This is a genomic window from Pseudomonas sp. KB_12 (assembly GCF_052114545.1).
In the GTDB taxonomy this organism is placed as follows: domain Bacteria; phylum Pseudomonadota; class Gammaproteobacteria; order Pseudomonadales; family Pseudomonadaceae; genus Aquipseudomonas; species Aquipseudomonas brassicacearum.
The window spans coordinates 148,806-167,468 of sequence record NZ_JBFREY010000011.1; the positions used below are offsets into that span (position 1 = coordinate 148,806).

Below are 18,663 nucleotides of genomic sequence, written 5' to 3' on the forward strand. Positions count from 1 at the left end.
CTCAGATGTTGAATGTCAGACCGCCATCGCGAGCAAGCTCGCTCCCACAGTTGTATCTGGGTGTTCGGGCTAGCCGCGTCGATCCAGCAAGTTCACCACTACCCGATCCACCAACCCCCACAGCCGCTGCTTGAAGCGCTTCCACAATGGCCGGCGCTGCCAGGCGTCGAGGCTGACTTGCAGGCTCTGGGTGAAGTCCCGCTCGAAACTGGCCGCCACTGCACTGCTGAGCCTGGAATCCAGGGCTTCGAGGTTGGCTTCCAGGTTGAAGCGCAGGTTCCAGTGATCGAAGTTGCAGGAGCCGATGCTGACCCAGTCGTCCACCAGCACCATCTTCAGGTGCAGGAAACATGGCTGGTATTCGAAAATCTGCACGCCGGCCTTGAGCAATCGCGGGTAGTAACGGTGCCCGGCGTAGCGCACGGACGGATGATCGGTGCGCGGGCCGGTCAGCAGCAGGCGCACATCGATGCCGCGGGCGGCGGCCTTGCGCAAGGAACGGCGCACGTTCCAGGTCGGCAGGAAATACGGCGTCGCCATCCAGATGCGTTTCTGGCCGCTGTTCAATGCCCGCGACAGCGATTGCAGGATGTCGCGATGCTGGCGGGCGTCGGCATACGCCACCCGACCCATGCCCTCGCCCACTGGCGGTACGCGCGGCAGGCGCGGCAAGCCGAAGTTGGACGCCGGTTTCCAGGCTCGCCGATGGCGGTTGGCGAGCCACTGGCGGTCGAACAGCAACTGCCAGTCGAGCACCAGCGGGCCGACGATTTCCACCATCACTTCGTGCCACTCACTGCGGTCGTCGAGGGGGTTCCAGAATTCATCGGTCACCCCGGTGCCGCCGACCACGGCCAGGCGTTGGTCCACCAACAGCAGCTTGCGGTGATCCCGGTAAAGGTTGCGCACCCAGCGACGCCAGCTCAGGCGATTGTAGAAACGCAACTCCACCCCGGCCTCGGTCAGACGCTTGCGCAGGGCCAGGGTAAACGCCAGGCTGCCGTAGTCATCGAACAGGCACCGCACGCGAACGCCACGCTCGGCGGCCTGCACCAGCGCCTGGACCATCGCCTCGGCGCATGTGCCCGCCTCCACCAGATAGAGTTCCAGCTCGACCTGTTCCTGGGCACGGGCGATTTCCACCAGCATGCGCGGGAAGAACTGCGGGCCATCGATCAACAGCTCGAAGCGATTGCCTTCACGCCAGGGAAATACCGGGCCGCTCATGTCAGCGCGCCGTGAAGATCAGCACCGCATTCACCGGCACCGAGAGGCTGATGGCCGACAACCCGGCCAGGTTTCGCAGCTTTTCCAGCCCCGGTGCCAGATCGAAATCCGCCGCGTTGAGCACCACCGGTTCCAGTGTCACCACTTGGAAGCGGCGTTCGTCCAGGCGCGTCGCCAGCAGTTCGACGTTGTATTCGTGCTGCTTGCCGTGCAGGTTCACCGTCAGCGGCAGGCGCAATTCCAACTGCGCGCCGCTGGCCAGGTCCTGGATCGGCGCCAGGTCGATCTTGGCGGTGACGGTGGCTTCGGCAAACTGCTTGATCTCGAACAGCTCGGCCCGCATGCGCTCATCGCGCAGGGGAATGCCGCTGTTGACGGACTCCAGCTCCACTTCCAGGCGCGCCAAGCCCTCGGGCTGGACTTGACCGTGCAGCACCAGGAAACGCTGGACCTCGGAAACATTGCCGTTTTTGCTGCTGATAAACGACAGCCGCGACGACTCGCCGTCCAGGTACCAGTCGGCCTGGGCTGGCAGCGCGGCGCAGGCCAGCAGCAAGCTGGCGGCAGCGTGAGGGAAAAACCGCTTGAACATACACACTCGGAGGGTAGATAAACCTGTGGCGAACCTTAACCGGGCCGAGGGCGCTTGCAAACTGTCTGTTGCAACAACGATCAGGAATACAGAGAACCTGAGATGAAGGGTTTTATCTGTGGGAGCAAGGCTTCCTGGGGTGAAGGGGTTTATCTGTGGGAGCAAGGCCTTGTTGCCAACGGTTAGTTCAGGGCTCCAACCGACACCCCTGCCGCTCCCCCACCCACCGCGCGCTGTTGCTACGCCCCAACCCGCTGACAGTGATGCGTTTCGCTTCAGCGGTCTCGAGAAATTCGCTGATAGGCACCGACTGCTTCACATAGCCACGGCAGTAGTCGGCCGATTGCTCCATCACATAGCGGCATGAGCAATATTCCTTGGCGGTGTAGGCGCTGATGATGTCGGGGAAGGCCCGCAATGCCACCCGCTCCAGCCAGACCCAAGTGAACAGGGCGATGAGCAGCATCGACAACAGGCTGAGCAACACTCTGCGCTTCATGGCTGCACCGTCCCGGTGAACGCCTCCATGGCGCGCTTGAGCAGTTCGTTATGGCGATAGCTGCCGTCGCGGTCGTCGCCGTAGCGCACGATCACCAGTTTGGCGCTGGGGATGACGTACAGCGCCTGGCCCCAATGACCCAACGCGGCAAAGGTATCCGGCGGCGCATCGGGCCAAGGCTGGATTGCCGGATCGGCGGCGCGGTTGAGCCACCAATGCCCGCCGGGCACGGCTTCGTCCTGGCCGGCCTGGAAGTGGGCAAAAGGTTGGCGATTGAACGCGACCCATGCCTTGGGTAGCAGTTGCCGTTCGCCCCAGCGACCGTCCCGTTGCATCAACAACCCGACACGCGCCAGGTCTCGCGCGGTGAGGTAGGCATAGGACGATCCCACGAACGTGCCGCTGGCGTCGGTTTCCCAGATGGCGTGGCGGATACCGAGGGGCTCGAACAAGGCCGTCCAGGGGAAGTCGGGGTAGCGCACCGGGCCGACGATGGTTTTCAAGGCCGCCGCCAGCAAGTTGCTGTCACCGCTGGAATAACGGAACGCCTGCCCCGGCGGGCTGGCGCTTTCATGCTGCGCAGTGAACGCCGCCATGTCATGACGCCCGCGGGTATAGAGCATCGCCACCACCGAAGAGTTGAGCGGCGCGTATTCGTAGTCTTCCTGCCAATCCAGGCCCGAGGCCCAGTGGAAAAGATCGGCCAGGGTCAGGCCCGGGTGCCGGCTCAGTGGTGGGTAGTACTTGGCGGCCGGGTCTTGCAGGCCAAACAGCTTTTCCCCGTAGGCCACGCCAAACACCGTCGCCAGCAGGCTTTTGCTGATGGACCAGGTCAGGTGCGGGGTCTGGGCAGTGGTCGGCCCGGCGTAGCGTTCGTAGACCAGCCGACCGTCCTGGATCACCAGCAGCGCATCGGTGCGGATGCCCTCGCGGCTCGCATCGTCCCGGGGTGGGAAGGCGTATCGCTCCAAGGCTTCGATGGCCGGCCCGCTCGGGGTCGGGCCACTTGGCCATTGCTCGCCGGGCCAGTCTTCGGCGTGGGCGCTCAGGTTGAGCAACAGCAGCGGGATCAGGAACCAGCCTTTGGACATGCTCGGGGCTCGCAGGATTGAACCTTCAGAGCCTATTCAGACTTGATGACAGTTTCGAGGCTTGTGTGCTCCCCTGTGGGAGCGAGCTTGCTCGCGATGGCGGTTTGTCAGTCGCCATATGCTTAGCTGACACTCCGCTATCGCGAGCAAGCTCGCTCCCACAGGGGGCAGTCGCTTGAGGGACTAGCCCAACGCCTTGGCCAGCCGCTTGGCCCGCGCCCCCGCTCCAATCTCCATCACCCCTTTATCCCGTGTCCACATCTCGCGCCACGCCGCAGGTCCGGCGGCCAGGGCAACGTTGAGTTCGCCGTCGAGCCCCTGGAACTGAGCGAACAACCCGCCCAGCAGCACGTGCCCGGCAGCGCTGGACGGGTTATGCCGACTCACCTGCGCGCAGCCGGCGAGCAACGCCAGCAGGCGCAATTGCAACGCCTGGGGCCAGGCACATTCCTGCCCGACGCCATACAACCAGGCAGTCATCGCGCTGAGCACATAAAGGTCTTCCAGGGTGCGGAACGGTTTGACGTAGGCGTCCCAACCGTCGCCTGCCAGCAACTCGCACAACGCGCCGTCGAGCAGCACGCGGCCATGGCTGATGTCCGGCATCAGGGCAATGGCGGGGAGTTTTTCCAGGGTCACGCCGGGCTCGCCCGCATAGGCCACTGCCAGGTTCAGCCGTGGCGTTTCACCGGGTGCTTCGCAGCGAGCGGCAATCAACAGCCACTCGGCGGCATCGCCCGCGGTGACGAAATCCTTGCGTCCGCTCAGGCGCAAGTCGTCGAGGCGGGTTTGCATGTCCGCCGGGCGCAGGCTGCGCTGTTCGGTGGCACACAAGGCGCCGAGGCTCTGCGGCGCACTGGGCCAAAGCACCCGCAGCGCCGCCTGATACCCCACCAGGAACGCCAGCCCCGGTGTCGCCATCAACCGCGCTCCGGTTACGGCCAGCTCGAACGGCGTCACCGGCCCCAGGCGTTGCAACAACGCGGCATAACCTTCGGCCAGGTCCGGATGGGCGGGCAGGCGCTCGCCGCGTTCGATCAGGGTGTGCCAGGGCATGGGGAGCTCCTCGAGGGCTGTCATATAAGCATCACCAAAGCTTCATGGCGATGACACCGGGGCTACATAGCCTGACTTTGCACAACATGGCTGCATAAAGAAAGTCGATTGGCTGCAACTGAACAGCCCGCACGGAGATTCGCTATGACCCAGATCGCCCGCATCAGCGACACCGGCAATGAACGCCGCCTGCAAGCCGAACGCCTGATCGGCGCCCAAGCCTTGCAAGAAGCACAGGCCCTGCGTTTCAACGTCTTCAGCGGCGAATTCAACGCCAAGCTCAAGGGCGCGGAAATGGGTCTGGACATGGATGACTATGATGTTCACTGCGCCCACATCGGCGTACGCGACCTGAACACCGGCCGCCTCGTGGCAACCACTCGCCTGCTCGACCACCAGGCCGCCAGCAGCCTGGGTCGGTTCTACAGCGAAGAAGAATTCAGCCTCCACGGCCTGGTCCATCTCAAGGGCCCGATCCTGGAAATCGGCCGTACCTGCGTCGACCCGGCCTATCGCAACGGTGGCACCATCGCGGTGCTCTGGGGCGAGCTGGCCGAAGTCCTGAACGAAGGCGGCTACAGCTACCTGATGGGCTGCGCGAGCATTCCGATGCAGGACGGCGGGATCCAGGCCCAGGCGATCATGCAGCGCCTGCGCGAACGCTACCTGTGCACCGAACACCTGCAAGCCGTACCGAAAAAACCCTTGCCGACCCTGGACGTGCCGTCCAACGTCATCGCCGAGATGCCACCGCTGCTCAAGGCCTACATGCGCCTGGGCGCGAAGATTTGCGGCGAGCCGTGCTGGGACGAGGATTTCCAGGTGGCCGACGTGTTCATCCTGCTCAAGCGCGACGAGCTCTGCCCGCGCTACGCCCGCCACTTCAAGGCAGCGGTCTGATGAGCCGGCTGCGGGTGTACGCGCGAATCGCGCGAGTATTGCTGGTGGTGGCGCTGGGCCTGAGCATGGCCAGTGTCTTCGGTCTGTTCGAACGCCTGGGGATCGCCAACTCGATGGTCCGCCGCCAGCGCTGGTCGCGGTTCTTCATGGCACGGCTGAGCCGTGCCCTGCCCTTTTCAGTCACCGTCCACGGTCACCTGCCGCAACGGCCGATGCTGTGGGTCAGCAACCATGTGTCCTGGACCGACATCCCGTTGCTGGGGATGCTCACGCCGCTGTCGTTCCTGTCCAAGGCCGAAGTGCGCACCTGGCCGGTGGCCGGATGGCTGGCAGCCAAGGCCGGCAGCCTGTTTATCCGGCGCGGTTCGGGTGACAGCCAATTGATCCGCAAGCAGATGAGCCGCCATCTGGAACAGGCCCATTCGCTGTTGATGTTCCCCGAAGGGACCACCACCGATGGCCAGACCTTGCGCACCTTCCACGGTCGCCTGCTGTCAGCGGCCATCGACGCCGATGTCGCGTTGCAGCCGGTGGCGATCCGTTACCTGCGCAACGGTGAACCGGATTCGCTGGCACCGTTCATTGGCGATGATGATTTGCTGTCGCACCTGATGCGCTTGTTTGCCAATGATCGGGGTGAGGTGGAAATCCATCTGCTGGAACCGATTGCCTGCCACGGCCAGGAACGCGCGGCACTGGCATTCCAGGCGCAACAGGCGGTGCACAAGGCATTGTTCGGGGTGCTTCCAGAGAAACAGCAAGCGCCGATGCGACCTGCTGCGATTGCGGCCTGATCCGATCTCAGCGCAGCCCCCCCTTGTGGGAGCGAGCTTGCTCGCGATAGCGGCTTAACATTCAGCAGATGCGCTGGCTGATACTCCGCTATCGCGAGCAAGCTCGCTCCCACAATTAGTCCTGCGGCGTGACTTGGTTTTGAGCAAAATCCTGCAGCTGTGGGTAGAACAACCGAAAATCCTCGCTCAACGGCTCATAGAGCCTGATCAGCTCCGGCATCGCCCCGGCCAGTTCCTCGGGCCGGGACAGCCGGCGGGAAATGCCGCGCAGCACCTGCCCAAGCACCTCGAACTCCTGATAAGACCCCAGCCAGTCATCCGCCGCCATATGCGGTGCGATGTGCGCCAGGCGCCCCGGCAACTGCGGTTCGGTGCCGAGCACCTGGTACACCCGGGCCGTGAAATCCACCAGCGGCCCTTCGCCGTACAACGCCCAGTCCCGGGCCAGGCAGTGGTCGAAAAACACGTCGAGCACGATTCCGGCATAGCGCCGTCGCACCGTGGAAAAGCGCGACAGGGCGATGTCCACCAAGGGATGGCGGTCTGTGTACATGTCAATGCGCCGATGCAAGGCGATCGCCGCTTCGATCCGTGGGTCGTAGAGCCCTTGCAGCGGTCCCTTGACGAAATCGCCGTAGAGACTGCCGAGCAGTTGTTCCCGGCCAGGGCCGCCGAGGTGCAGGTGCGCGAGATAGTTCATGGCCCGCAGCTTAGCACCACCCCGCCAATATCGTTATAACCCGATATAGCGATTTGTTCGGCATTCAGATCAAATCCATATTTGTATATCGCGAAATAACGATTTAAGGTTCGCTCCATCGCGATATAGCGTTTTATCAACCCCGAGCTTGCCACCCATGACCCTTGACCTCGACGAAATAATAAAAGCCCTGGCGCACCCAGTACGGCGAGACATCCTCAACTGGCTCAAAGACCCCAAGGTCCAGTTCCCGGAACAGTTGCACAACCACGAATTCGGCATTTGCGCCGGACAGATCGACCAGCGTTGCGGCCTGTCGCAATCGACGGTGTCTGCGCATTTGGCGGTGTTGCAACGGGCGGGGCTGATCACCAGCCAGAAGGTCGGTCAATGGCACTTCTTCAAGCGCAACGAGGAAGTGATCCAGCAGTTCCTCAAGCAAATGAGCCAAGAGCTCTGACCTGACAAGGACCTCATCATGCCCCTCTCACTCCTGATTCTGGCCCTGAGCGCCTTCGCCATCGGCACCACCGAGTTCGTCATCATGGGCCTGTTGCCCGACGTGGCGGCCGACCTGGGCGTGTCGATTCCTGGCGCCGGCTGGCTGGTGACCGGCTACGCCCTGGGCGTGGCCATCGGTGCGCCGTTCATGGCCCTGGCCACTGCGCGACTGCCGCGCAAGGCCGCCCTCGTGGTGTTGATGGGGATTTTCATCGTCGGCAACCTGCTCTGCGCCATTGCCAGCGACTACAACGTGCTGATGTTTGCCCGGGTCGTCACGGCCCTGTGCCACGGCGCGTTCTTCGGTATCGGTTCGGTGGTGGCTGCCGGTCTGGTGGCGCCCAACAAGCGCGCTTCAGCCGTGGCCTTGATGTTCACCGGCCTGACCCTGGCCAACGTACTCGGCGTACCGCTGGGCACCGCACTGGGCCAGGAAGCCGGCTGGCGTTCGACCTTCTGGGCAGTGACTGTCATTGGCGTAATTGCGCTGATCGGCCTGATCCGCTTCCTGCCGGCCAAGCGCGATGAAGAAACGCTCGATATGCGCTCGGAACTGATGGCGCTCAAGGGGGCCGGCCTGTGGCTGTCCCTGAGCATGACCGCGCTGTTCTCCGCCTCGGTGTTCACCCTGTTCACCTATGTCGCCCCGCTGTTGGGTGAAGTGACCGGCGTATCGCCCCGCGGCGTGACCTGGACCCTGGTGCTGATCGGCCTGGGCCTGACCCTGGGCAACATCATCGGCGGCAAGCTGGCGGACAAGAGCCTGGCGAACACGCTGATGGGCGTTTTCCTCACCATGGCCGTGGTGTCCACCGTATTGAGCTGGACCAGCGTGGCGCTGATCCCCAGCGAAATCACCCTGTTCCTCTGGGCCACCGCCTGCTTCGCCGCCGTGCCGGCCCTGCAAGTCAACGTGGTGACCTTCGGCAAAGATGCGCCCAACCTGGTCTCCACCCTGAACATCGGCGCCTTCAACATCGGCAACGCCCTGGGCGCCTGGGTCGGCGGCAGTGTCATCGACCATGGCCTGGGCCTGACCTCCGTGCCGCTGGCCGCCGGCGCGTTGGCCGTGCTGGCGCTGCTGGTCACCCTGATCACTTTCCGCCAGGGCGGCAATGCCGACCTGGCCCCGGCGACTCACTGACTTTTAACCCCTTCCACTTTCGAGGTTGTTTTCATGGCGACTATTTTCGACCCCATCAAACTCGGCGACATCGAGTTGAAAAACCGCATCATCATGGCCCCGCTCACCCGCTGCCGCGCCGACGCAGGTCGCGTGCCCAACGCGCTGATGGCCGAGTACTACGTGCAACGCGCCTCCGCCGGCCTGATCCTCAGCGAAGCAACTTCGGTCACGCCGATGGGCGTGGGCTATCCGGACACCCCGGGCATCTGGTCCAACGACCAGGTGCGCGGCTGGTCCAACGTCACCAAGGCGATCCACGGCGCTGGCGGCAAGATCTTCCTGCAACTGTGGCACGTGGGCCGGATCTCCCACCCGTCGTACCTGAACGGCGAAACCCCGGTGGCACCCAGCGCGATCCAGCCCAAGGGCCACGTGAGCCTGGTGCGTCCGCTGGCCGACTACCCGACCCCACGCGCACTGGAAACCGCTGAAATCGCCGACATCGTCGACGCCTACCGAGTCGGTGCCGAGAACGCCAAGGCTGCCGGTTTCGACGGCGTGGAAATCCACGGCGCCAACGGCTACCTGCTCGACCAGTTCCTGCAAAGCAGCACCAACCAGCGCACCGACAGCTACGGCGGTTCCCTGGAAAACCGTGCCCGCCTGCTGTTGGAAGTGACCGACGCGGCCATTGAAGTCTGGGGCGCCGGCCGGGTTGGCGTGCACCTGGCACCGCGCGCCGACTCCCATGACATGGGTGACGAGAACCGCCTGGAAACCTTCAGCTACGTGGCTCGCGAGCTGGGCAAGCGTGGCATCGCCTTCATCTGCTCCCGTGAGAAGGAAGGCGACGACAGCATCGGCCCGCAACTCAAGCAGGCTTTCGGCGGCCCGTACATCGCCAATGAACGCTTCACCAAGGACAGCGCCAATGCCTGGCTGGCCGAGGGCAAGGCCGATGCCGTGGCCTTCGGTGTGCCGTTCATCGCCAACCCGGACCTGCCAGCACGCTTGCAAGCCGATGCACCGTTGAACGAGGCGCATCCGGAAACCTTTTATGGTAAAGGTCCGGTGGGTTATATCGATTATCCCGTGATGTAAGTCGTAAAAAACAAAAGCCCTGCCTCGAAAGAGCCAGGGCTTTTTTATTTGCGCTAAATATCCAGTCAAACATCCAAACTTCTAAAAGCCGTTCAACCCTTCCTATTATCGCCAGCAACAAGACAAAACGTCTTGCTTGCAGTCACTCTCTTTGAAAAGGATTTCAAATGAACGCCTCCCCTGAAAACAGTCAACAGACCAACAATGGCATTTATGAACTCATCGCCTCTCAATTCAGTTGGGCACCGTTGGCCGTGTTGTACCAATACCTCAAGTCACTCGATACGCAAGAATACATGCCGATGCTCACGGCACTGATAGAGAAAGCGAACCTGAACGACAAGGTCAACGAGCAGGTTCAAGCCTGGGAACAGGAGCGCATCAACCCAAACCGCACCCGTCTCATCGTAAAGTTGATCAATCATACCGATTTGGATTTTGAAGTCGGCGAACACAACTTGCCGTTGAATGCGCACGAGCAACACCCCACACTGATTCTTCCCTGGGATATCCAAACCTGGAAGTTCGACTTCGCTTATACCCGACGCCTGGGCAGTCCCAGTAGGGAGATATTCAAACACTTCATTGTATTCGGCGATAAAGAGTTTGGCTTTCGCTTTGACTTTGGTTTGCGCGTCAATACATCCTTCGGTGTTATTTCACCGACGCTGACACCCGTCCGGACCCACATATTGACTTCTATTGGAACAAGCCCGATCCAATGCACGACTCGAATCACTCGCACCGCCAGTGAAGAGCCCTATGGTTTTACTGTGGAACTCACGCTGAGCTAAACCATTCGGCCTCGCCCGTAATGCTGTTCACTTAAGGCTTGCCTGAATCCTTGTGGCGAGGGAGCTTGCTCCCGCTGGGCTGCGTAGCAGCCCTTTCTTGTGAGCGCTTCGCACTCAAGCGGGAGCAAGCTCCCTCGCCACAGGTTCATAGTTTTTCTTAAGAACAGTATTACAGCCTCGCCAGGGCCGTCTGGCGAGGCATCTGGCGGCCCGGTCGGATGACCTTGCCGAGCGGATTCTTCCTGCACATTCACCCGCGCGAAACAAATTTCCTACAAAATTCGCCGCCAATTGCCTACCAACCGCGCCAGTGTCGGTTTATAAAAGCATCCTTACGCGGACGTATTGACACAAACCGACGCAATTACGCGTTTTGTTTCATTTGCGCAGGCTGGGGCTCAAGTGCAGCATGTCCAGCCCGATCTCCACCCAGCGCTCGGCCTCAGCCGCCAGGGCGAAGCTGTCGGGGGCCAGTAGCCATTGGTACAAGATGCCGTCGATGTAGGCATGAATGGCAACTGCCGCCCTTTCGGGATCCAGATCATCCGGCAACTGGCCGCGTTTCATCGCATTGCGCAACGACAGGGCGATGCGCACATTGCAGTCGAGGCTGACCTCGCGTCGCTGCTGGCGCAAATCGCACATTTCATCGGTGAATTCACACTTATGGAACAGGATCTCATTAATGCGCCGGGTTTTCGGGTCCAGGGCCACTTGCTGGAACAACCGGACCAGCAGCTTGCGAATACAGCCCAGCGGGTCAAGCTCCTCCTCATTCTCACTGGCACGGGCCAACTCATCGAGCGGCTCGTGCAGGGTATCGAGCATGGCCTGGAGCAGGTCCGCCTTGTTGCTGAAATGCCAATAGATGGCGCCGCGCGTCACTCCGGCCAGTGTCGCGATGTCGGCCAGGGTCGTACGCGCCACGCCTCGCTCGAAAAACGCCTTTTCGGCGGCTTCGAGTATCTGGCTGCGAGTCTCCAGGGCTTCCTCTTTGGTACGACGGACCATGGCAGTAAACACCTCAATCAGGATGCGTCAGCAACGCGACAGCAACACGTCAGCAATGCGTAAGAATCAACGGAACAAAATATGAGGCGACGTCTCTTGGAACGCGTCCCCGATCTACGCTGGCCTTTGTCAGGCTTTTGTAAATCCGGATGTTACGCAATTTGGCTGTTTACAAACAACCATGTACGTAAGTATATTTCTTAGCATCCTACTAATTGAAATAGTGCGCCTTTTTACCTTTCCACCTTTCGAGTGCGCCAGTTGCGCGCCTGGACCCGAGGATTTCCATGCAATTCAAGCCAGCTGTTACTGCCCTGGTTACTGCCATCGCCCTGGCATCGCTGCTCAGCGGATGCAAAAAGGAAGAGGCTGCACCTGCTCCTCCGCCTCCTCAGGTCGGCGTCGTAACCCTCAAGACCCAGCCTTTCACCCTGACGTCGGAGCTTCCGGGGCGCACCAGCGCGTTCCGCGTCGCGGAAGTGCGGCCACAGGTCAACGGCATCATTCTCAAGCGCCTGTTCAAGGAAGGCGCCGACGTCAAGGCCGGCCAGCAGCTGTACCAGATCGACCCAGCCGTCTATGAAGCGACTCTCAAGAGCGCCGAGGCCAACCTGCGTTCCACCAAGTCGATTGCCGATCGCTACAAGCAATTGGTGGACGAACAGGCGGTGAGCCGTCAGGAATACGACACCGCCGTGGCCAACCGCCTGGAGTCGGAAGCCAATCTGCAAACTGCCCAGATCAATGTGCGCTACACCAAAGTCTACGCGCCGATCTCCGGCCGTATCGGTCGTTCCTCGGTGACCGAGGGCGCGTTGGTGAGCAATGGTCAGGCCGATGCCCTGGCAACCATCCAGCAACTGGACCCGATCTACGTCGACGTGACACAGAGTTCGGTCGAGTTGCTGCAACTGCGCCGTGAGCTGGAAAGCGGCCGTCTGCAAAAGGCCGGCGATAACGCCGCCATGGTCAAGCTGACCCTGGAAGATGGCAGCCTGTACCCGCACGAGGGCAAGCTGGAATTTTCCGAAGTGTCGGTTGACCAGACCACCGGTTCGGTGACCTTGCGCGCCGTGTTCCCCAACCCTGACCACACCCTGCTGCCGGGCATGTTCGTCCATGCACAACTGCAGGCCGGCGTGAACAGCGCGGCGATCCTCGCCCCGCAGCAAGGCGTGACCCGTGACCTCAAGGGTACGCCGACCGCCTTGGTCGTTGGCGCTGACAACAAGGTCGAACTGCGTCAGCTCAAGGCCAGCCGCACCGTTGGCAGCCAATGGCTGATCGAAGACGGGCTCAAGGCCGGCGATCGCCTGATCACCGAAGGGTTGCAGTTCGTACGCCCGGGCGTGGAAGTCAAAGCCACCGAGGCCACCAACGTCGATACCAAGAACCCGGCCCCCGCACAGGCAGCTGAAAAAGCCGCCGGCGGCAAAGGGGAGTAAACCATGTCGAAATTCTTTATCGACCGTCCGATTTTCGCCTGGGTGATCGCCCTGGTGATCATGCTGGTCGGGGCTCTATCGATTCTCAAGTTGCCGATCAACCAGTACCCGAGCATTGCGCCGCCGGCCATTGCGATCCAGGTGACCTACCCGGGCGCGTCCGCGCAAACCGTGCAGGACACCGTGGTTCAGGTCATCGAGCAGCAGCTCAACGGCATCGACAACCTGCGTTATGTATCGTCGGAAAGTAACTCCGACGGCAGCATGACCATCACTGCCACCTTCGAGCAAGGCACCAACTCCGATACCGCGCAGGTCCAGGTCCAGAACAAGCTGAACCTGGCCACCCCGCTGCTGCCGCAAGAAGTGCAGCAACAGGGCATCCGCGTGACCAAGTCAGTGAGAAACTTCCTGATGGTGATCGGCGTGGTGTCGCGCGACGGCAGCATGACCCGGGAAGACCTGTCCAACTACATCGTGTCCAACATGCAGGACCCGATCTCGCGCACCAAGGGCGTTGGTGACTTCCAGGTCTTCGGTGCCCAATACGCGATGCGGATCTGGCTCGACCCGGCCAAGTTGAACAACTTCAACCTGACCCCGGTGGATGTGAGCACGGCCATTTCCGCGCAGAACGTCCAGGTCTCGTCCGGCCAACTCGGCGGCCTGCCGGCCATGCCCGGTCAACAATTGAACGCCACCATCATCGGCAAGACCCGCCTGCAGACCGCCGAGCAGTTCAAGGCCATTTTGCTCAAGGTCAATCCGGACGGCTCGCAAGTGCGCGTCGGCGATGTGGCGGATGTTGGCCTGGGCGGTGAGAGCTACGCCATTAATGCCCAGTTCAACGGCGCCCCGGCCTCCGGCCTGGCGGTGCGACTGGCGACCGGTGCCAACGCCCTCGATACGGCCAAGGCTCTGCGCCAGACCGTGGAAAACCTCAAGCCATTCTTCCCGCAAGGCCTGGAAGTGGTGTTCCCCTACGACACCACGCCGGTAGTGAGCGAGTCGATCAAGGGTGTGGTTGAAACCCTGGTCGAAGCGGTCGCGCTGGTGTTCCTGGTGATGTTCCTGTTCCTGCAGAATTTCCGCGCCACCATCATCACCACGATGACCGTGCCGGTGGTACTGCTGGGGACCTTCGGGATCCTCGCGGCGTTCGGTTTCAGCATCAACACCTTGACCATGTTCGGCATGGTGCTGGCCATCGGTTTGCTGGTGGACGACGCCATCGTCGTGGTGGAAAACGTCGAACGGGTGATGAGCGAAGAAGGCCTGTCGCCCAAGGAAGCCACCAAGAAATCCATGGGGCAGATCCAGGGCGCACTGGTGGGTATCGCCCTGGTGCTCTCGGCAGTACTGCTGCCGATGGCGTTCTTCGGCGGCTCCACCGGTGTGATCTACAAGCAGTTTTCCATCACCATCGTCTCGGCCATGGCCCTGTCGGTACTGGTGGCGCTTATTTTCACTCCTGCCCTGTGCGCCACCATGCTTAAAGCCATTCCAAAAGGCGAGCACGGCGTACCAAAACGCGGATTCTTCGGTTGGTTCAACCGCAACTTCGATCGCAGCGTGATGAGCTACGAACGTGGCGTTGGCAATATTCTGCGCAACAAGGCGCCGTATCTGCTGGTCTACGTGATCATCTTCGCCGGCATGATCTGGCTGTTCATGCGCATCCCATCCTCGTTCCTCCCTGAAGAAGACCAGGGCGTGCTGTTTGCCCAAGTGCAGACACCGGCCGGGTCCAGCGCCGAGCGTACCCAGGTGGTGGTGGACAAGATGCGGGAGTTCCTGCTGCGTCCGAGCAAGGACGGCGGTGAAGGTGATGGCGTGGCCTCGGTGTTCACCGTGACCGGCTTCAACTTCGCCGGTCGAGGCCAGAGTTCCGGCCTGGCATTCATCATGCTCAAACCGTGGGAAGAGCGTAACGCTGACAACTCCGTGTTCAAGATCGCTGGCCGCGCCCAGCAACACTTCTTCACCTTCCGCGACGCAATGGTGTTCGCCTTCGCACCGCCGGCGGTGATGGAACTGGGTAACGCCACCGGTTTCGACGTATTCCTGCAGGACCGTGCCGGTATCGGTCATGACAAGTTGATGGAAGCCCGTAACCAGTTCCTGGGCATGGCATCCCAGAGCAAGGTGCTGGCCCAGGTGCGTCCGAACGGCCTGAACGACGAACCGCAATACCAGTTGGAGATCGATGACGAGAAGGCCAGCGCGCTGGGCATCACCTTGTCGGACATCAACAACACCCTGTCGATTGCCCTGGGCAGTAGCTATGTGAACGACTTCATCGACCGTGGTCGGGTGAAGAAGGTGTACGTGCAAGGCCAGCCAGGCGCGCGCATGAGCCCCGAAGACCTGAAGAAGTGGTACGTACGCAACAGCGCCGGGACCATGGTGCCGTTCACCGCATTCGCCAAGGGTGAGTGGGTCTACGGATCGCCGAAGCTGGCTCGTTACAACGGCGTGGAAGCCATGGAAATCCTCGGGACTCCGGCACCAGGTTACTCCACCGGTGAAGCCATGGCCGAAGTCGAAGCACTGGCCAAGAAGCTGCCAGCCGGTGTTGGTATTTCCTGGACAGGCCTGTCTTACGAAGAACGATTGGCAGGCTCTCAGGCACCAGCGTTGTTCGCGCTGTCCATTCTGATGGTGTTCCTGTGTCTGGCGGCGCTGTATGAAAGCTGGTCGATTCCGATTGCGGTCGTGCTCGTGGTGCCACTCGGGATTGTCGGTGCGTTGATGGCGACCAGCCTGCGTGGTCTTTCCAACGACGTGTACTTCCTGGTAGGTCTGTTGACCACCATCGGTCTGGCAGCGAAAAACGCCATTCTGATCGTCGAGTTCGCCAAAGACCTGCATGAACAGGGCAGGAGTTTGCAGGAGGCCGCCATTGAGGCCTGCCGCATGCGTTTGCGCCCGATCATCATGACGTCCCTGGCCTTCGTTCTCGGGGTGGTGCCACTGGCCATTTCCACGGGTGCCGGCTCGGGAAGCCAACACGCCATCGGTACCGTGGTGATTGGCGGTATGATCACCGCTACCATCCTGGCGATCTTCTGGGTGCCATTGTTCTTCGTGACCGTGTCGTCGATAGGCCGTCGAAAAAACACCGACGAGCACGACACTCCTGAAACTTCCAAAGAGGCTGGCCAATGAGCAAGTCGCTACTCTCCCTGACCATCGCCGCCGTCGTGCTCAGCGGTTGCTCGCTGATCCCCGACTATCAGCGGCCCGAAGCACCGGTCGCGGCGCAATACCCGCAAGGGCCGGCCTACGAGGCGGCCAATGCGCCCGGCCAGGCCGCCGCCGAGCAAGGCTGGAAACAGTTTTTCCATGACCCGGCGTTGCAACAGCTGATCCAGGTCGCCCTGGAAAACAACCGCGACCTGCGTGTCGCGGCGCTGAACATCGATGCCTATGCCGCGCAATACCGTATCCAGCGTGCGGACCTGTTCCCGGCGGTCTCGGCCACCGGCTCCGGCAGCCGCCAGCGGGTACCGGCACGGGCTTCGCAAACCGGTGAAGCGGCGATCAGCAGTTCGTATTCGGCGACCTTGGGCATCAGCGCCTATGAACTGGACCTGTTCGGTCGGGTTCGCAGCCTGAGCGAGCAAGCGCTGCAAAGCTACTTCGCCACCGAAGAAGCCCGTCGCAGCACCCAGATCAGCCTGGTGGCCAACGTCGCCAATGCCTACCTGACCTGGCAAGCCGACAAGGAACTGCTCAAGCTGACCCAGGAAACCCTCGGTGCCTACGAACAAAGCTTCAAGCTGACCTCGCGCAGCGCCGAAGTCGGCGTGGCCTCGGCCCTGGACCTGAGCCAGGCCCGCACCGCCGTGGAAAACGCCCGTGTGCAACTGGCCCGCTACACCCGCCAGGTCGCACAGGACGAAAACAGCCTGACCCTGCTGCTGGGCACCGGCCTGCCGGCCAACCTGAACTCGCAACCGCTGAGCGATGACCTGCTCAGCGAAGTGCCGGCCGGGCTGCCGTCGGACCTGCTGCAGCGTCGTCCGGATATCCTCCAGGCCGAACGCAACCTGCTGGCTGCCAACGCCAACATCGGCGCCGCACGGGCCGCGTTCTTCCCGAGCATCAGCCTGACGGCCAACGCTGGCACCCTGAGCCCGGACCTGTCCGGCCTGTTCAAGGGTGGTTCGGGCACCTGGACCTTCGCGCCGCAAATCAACCTGCCGATCTTCAACGCCGGTAGCCTGCGTGCGAGCCTGGACTACGCCAAGATCCAGAAAGACATCAACGTCGCGCAGTACGAGAAGTCGATTCAGACGGCGTTCCAGGAAGTCTCCGACGGCCTGGCCGCGCGCCAGACCTACAACGAACAGTTGCAGGCCCAGACTGACTTTGTCGCCGCCAACCAGGACTACTACCGCCTGGCTGAGCGTCGCTACCGCATCGGCGTCGACAGCAACCTGACCTTCCTCGACGCCCAACGCCAGTTGTTCAGCGCGCAACAATCGCTGATCACTGACCGTCTTGCGCAACTGACCAGTGAGGTCAATCTGTACAAGGCACTCGGCGGTGGTTGGAATGCCGAGACGGGCAAGAACGAACCGGTGAAAGAAGAAGCGCCGAAGATGAAATTGTTCTGATTTGATGCCTGAAGACTGAAACACGAAGCCCACCGAAAGGTGGGCTTTTTGTTTGTGTGCGCTTTAACGCTGGCCTATGTGGGAGCAAGGCTTGCCCGCGATGGAGGCGATGCGGGCTTTCAGGAGCCGAGGCGCCTGTTTCGCGAGCAAGCTTTGCTCCCACAGATCTGACAGGTGTACGACCAAAAGAGCCAGGTCGGCTACTAGGCCGCCTCGGGGCGGACGTTGATCTCGGCGCCCCGTTAACCACGATGGCCGAACGCAGGCATTGTGGAGTGGGTAACCCGGCATGGATGCCGGGTTAGCCGCGCTGGGCCATGGATGGCCCTTCGCGGCGGCCCACGGAGCAATGCCGGAGCGAGGCACCAAGTGGTGGGGCAAAAGCGCTTTGGTTACTTTCGACTGGGCCGGCTTCCGGGCTTTTCGAAAGTGACTCGCCGTAAGGGCGAAACCCTAGGTAGCCATTACCGCAGCAATGGATATGTACTCGACCAACAATTTCGACCCGGCCGGGTTGTTTTGCCGTTCGATAATCGCCCAAAACCCGCAAACGGCAATTGAACCGATCCCGGGCCGCCCTTCACCATCGCTCGCACAAAACCAATAACAACAGGTTCGACGCCATGCCCCTACACCCCGCCTCACCCGGCTGATCCCCAATCGCCCTGACGACCCTGGCTCCGCCCTTAGCGCCTGCACCTCAAACGTGCGGCAGCAACTCGCTTCGTCCACAAAAAATAGAGACAACGCCCATGAAGCCCACACAGCACTTTATCCCCAGCCTCATTGCCGTCGCCCTGACCAGTACCGCCCTGCCCGTCCTGGCCGCGGAATCGGGGTTTGTCGAAGATGCCAAGGTCAACCTCAACCTGCGCAACTTCTACTTCAACCGCAACTTCACCAACTCGAACGCCACCCAAGGTAAAGCCGAGGAATGGACCCAGAGTTTCATCCTCGACGCCAAGTCCGGTTTCACTCAGGGTGTGGTCGGTTTCGGCGTGGACGTGCTGGGCCTGTACTCGGTCAAGCTCGACGGCGGTCGTGGTACGGCCGGTACGCAACTGCTGCCGGTGCACGATGACGGTCGTCCGGCCGATGACTTCGGTCGCCTGGGCGTCGCCCTCAAGGCCAAGGTGTCGAAGACCGAACTGAAAGTCGGTGAGTGGATGCCGGTGCTGCCGATCCTGCGTTCCGACGACGGCCG

At 61.7% G+C, this 18,663-nt stretch carries 17 protein-coding genes; 10 read left to right on the forward strand and 7 right to left on the reverse strand.

The window, feature by feature from the left end:
• Positions 1 to 69: 69 nt before the first annotated feature.
• The 5 genes from AB4Z20_RS11805 to AB4Z20_RS11825 all read right to left on the reverse strand — a co-directional run bounded on the left by AB4Z20_RS11805 (position 70) and on the right by AB4Z20_RS11825 (position 4,465).
• Entirely contained in the window at positions 70 to 1,227 is a 1,158-nt protein-coding gene (locus tag AB4Z20_RS11805) for a phospholipase D-like domain-containing protein (protein ID WP_258690520.1), read from the reverse strand.
• 1 nt (position 1,228) lies between these two features.
• Complete coding sequence (locus tag AB4Z20_RS11810; RefSeq protein WP_214512127.1) at positions 1,229 to 1,819, reverse strand: YceI family protein; 591 nt, start codon at positions 1,817 to 1,819, stop codon at positions 1,229 to 1,231.
• 187 nt (positions 1,820 to 2,006) lie between these two features.
• Positions 2,007 to 2,318: an amidase gene (locus tag AB4Z20_RS11815; protein WP_442089920.1), complete on the reverse strand. Its 312-nt coding sequence runs from the start codon at positions 2,316 to 2,318 to the stop codon at positions 2,007 to 2,009.
• Positions 2,315 to 3,409 carry a serine hydrolase domain-containing protein gene (locus AB4Z20_RS11820; RefSeq protein ID WP_258690518.1) on the reverse strand — a complete coding sequence of 365 codons (1,095 nt, stop codon included), beginning with the start codon at positions 3,407 to 3,409 and terminating at the stop codon, positions 2,315 to 2,317. The genes AB4Z20_RS11815 and AB4Z20_RS11820 overlap by 4 nt, the downstream gene beginning before the upstream one ends.
• A 183-nt stretch (positions 3,410 to 3,592) precedes the next feature.
• On the reverse strand, positions 3,593 to 4,465 hold the full coding sequence (locus tag AB4Z20_RS11825; RefSeq protein ID WP_253472145.1) for an acyl-CoA dehydrogenase family protein: 873 nt from the start codon (positions 4,463 to 4,465) through the stop codon (positions 3,593 to 3,595).
• Positions 4,466 to 4,609: 144 nt separating this feature from the next.
• On the opposite strand from AB4Z20_RS11825, the gene olsB reads away from it, so the two are divergent.
• Entirely contained in the window at positions 4,610 to 5,365 is a 756-nt protein-coding gene (gene olsB / locus AB4Z20_RS11830; RefSeq protein WP_003198679.1) for an L-ornithine N(alpha)-acyltransferase, read from the forward strand.
• Positions 5,365 to 6,159 carry a lysophospholipid acyltransferase family protein gene (locus tag AB4Z20_RS11835; protein WP_253472143.1) on the forward strand — a complete coding sequence of 265 codons (795 nt, stop codon included), beginning with the start codon at positions 5,365 to 5,367 and terminating at the stop codon, positions 6,157 to 6,159. The genes olsB and AB4Z20_RS11835 overlap by 1 nt, the downstream gene beginning before the upstream one ends.
• Positions 6,160 to 6,274: 115 nt before the next feature.
• On the opposite strand, the gene AB4Z20_RS11840 is transcribed toward AB4Z20_RS11835, so the two are convergent.
• A complete protein-coding gene (locus AB4Z20_RS11840) occupies positions 6,275 to 6,859 on the reverse strand; it encodes an acyl carrier protein phosphodiesterase (RefSeq protein ID WP_253472141.1) in 585 nt (194 codons plus the stop codon).
• 157 nt (positions 6,860 to 7,016) lie between these two features.
• Between AB4Z20_RS11840 and AB4Z20_RS11845 the strand changes: the two genes are divergently transcribed.
• From AB4Z20_RS11845 to AB4Z20_RS11860, 4 genes are all read left to right on the forward strand, one after another.
• Positions 7,017 to 7,319 carry an ArsR/SmtB family transcription factor gene (locus AB4Z20_RS11845; RefSeq protein WP_003198672.1) on the forward strand — a complete coding sequence of 101 codons (303 nt, stop codon included), beginning with the start codon at positions 7,017 to 7,019 and terminating at the stop codon, positions 7,317 to 7,319.
• An 18-nt stretch (positions 7,320 to 7,337) separates the two neighbouring features.
• Positions 7,338 to 8,504 (forward strand): MFS transporter, encoded by a 1,167-nt coding sequence (locus AB4Z20_RS11850; RefSeq protein ID WP_214512133.1) that lies wholly within the window; start codon positions 7,338 to 7,340, stop codon positions 8,502 to 8,504.
• Positions 8,505 to 8,537: 33 nt separating this feature from the next.
• The gene (locus AB4Z20_RS11855) at positions 8,538 to 9,587 is read left to right on the forward strand and encodes an alkene reductase (protein ID WP_442089923.1); all 1,050 of its coding nucleotides are present in this window, start codon (positions 8,538 to 8,540) and stop codon (positions 9,585 to 9,587) included.
• A gap of 167 nt (positions 9,588 to 9,754) precedes the next feature.
• A complete protein-coding gene (locus tag AB4Z20_RS11860) occupies positions 9,755 to 10,381 on the forward strand; it encodes a hypothetical protein (RefSeq protein ID WP_253472137.1) in 627 nt (208 codons plus the stop codon).
• A 378-nt stretch (positions 10,382 to 10,759) separates the two neighbouring features.
• On the opposite strand, the gene AB4Z20_RS11865 is transcribed toward AB4Z20_RS11860, so the two are convergent.
• Positions 10,760 to 11,392, reverse strand: a complete 633-nt coding sequence (locus tag AB4Z20_RS11865) for a TetR family transcriptional regulator (RefSeq protein WP_214512136.1) — start codon at positions 11,390 to 11,392, stop codon at positions 10,760 to 10,762.
• A gap of 287 nt (positions 11,393 to 11,679) precedes the next feature.
• Between AB4Z20_RS11865 and AB4Z20_RS11870 the strand changes: the two genes are divergently transcribed.
• From AB4Z20_RS11870 to AB4Z20_RS11885, 4 genes are all read left to right on the forward strand, one after another.
• Positions 11,680 to 12,837, forward strand: coding sequence for an efflux RND transporter periplasmic adaptor subunit (locus tag AB4Z20_RS11870; RefSeq protein ID WP_214512137.1), 1,158 nt, complete (start codon positions 11,680 to 11,682; stop codon positions 12,835 to 12,837).
• Positions 12,838 to 12,840: 3 nt separating this feature from the next.
• Positions 12,841 to 16,005, forward strand: coding sequence for an efflux RND transporter permease subunit EmhB (gene emhB / locus AB4Z20_RS11875; RefSeq protein ID WP_214512138.1), 3,165 nt, complete (start codon positions 12,841 to 12,843; stop codon positions 16,003 to 16,005).
• Positions 16,002 to 17,459, forward strand: a complete 1,458-nt coding sequence (adeC, locus tag AB4Z20_RS11880; protein WP_053119222.1) for an AdeC/AdeK/OprM family multidrug efflux complex outer membrane factor — start codon at positions 16,002 to 16,004, stop codon at positions 17,457 to 17,459. The genes emhB and adeC overlap by 4 nt, the downstream gene beginning before the upstream one ends.
• 752 nt (positions 17,460 to 18,211) lie before the next feature.
• Positions 18,212 to 18,663, forward strand: a 452-nt coding sequence (locus AB4Z20_RS11885) for an OprD family outer membrane porin (RefSeq protein WP_442089925.1), incomplete at its 3' end; no start/stop codon positions are given.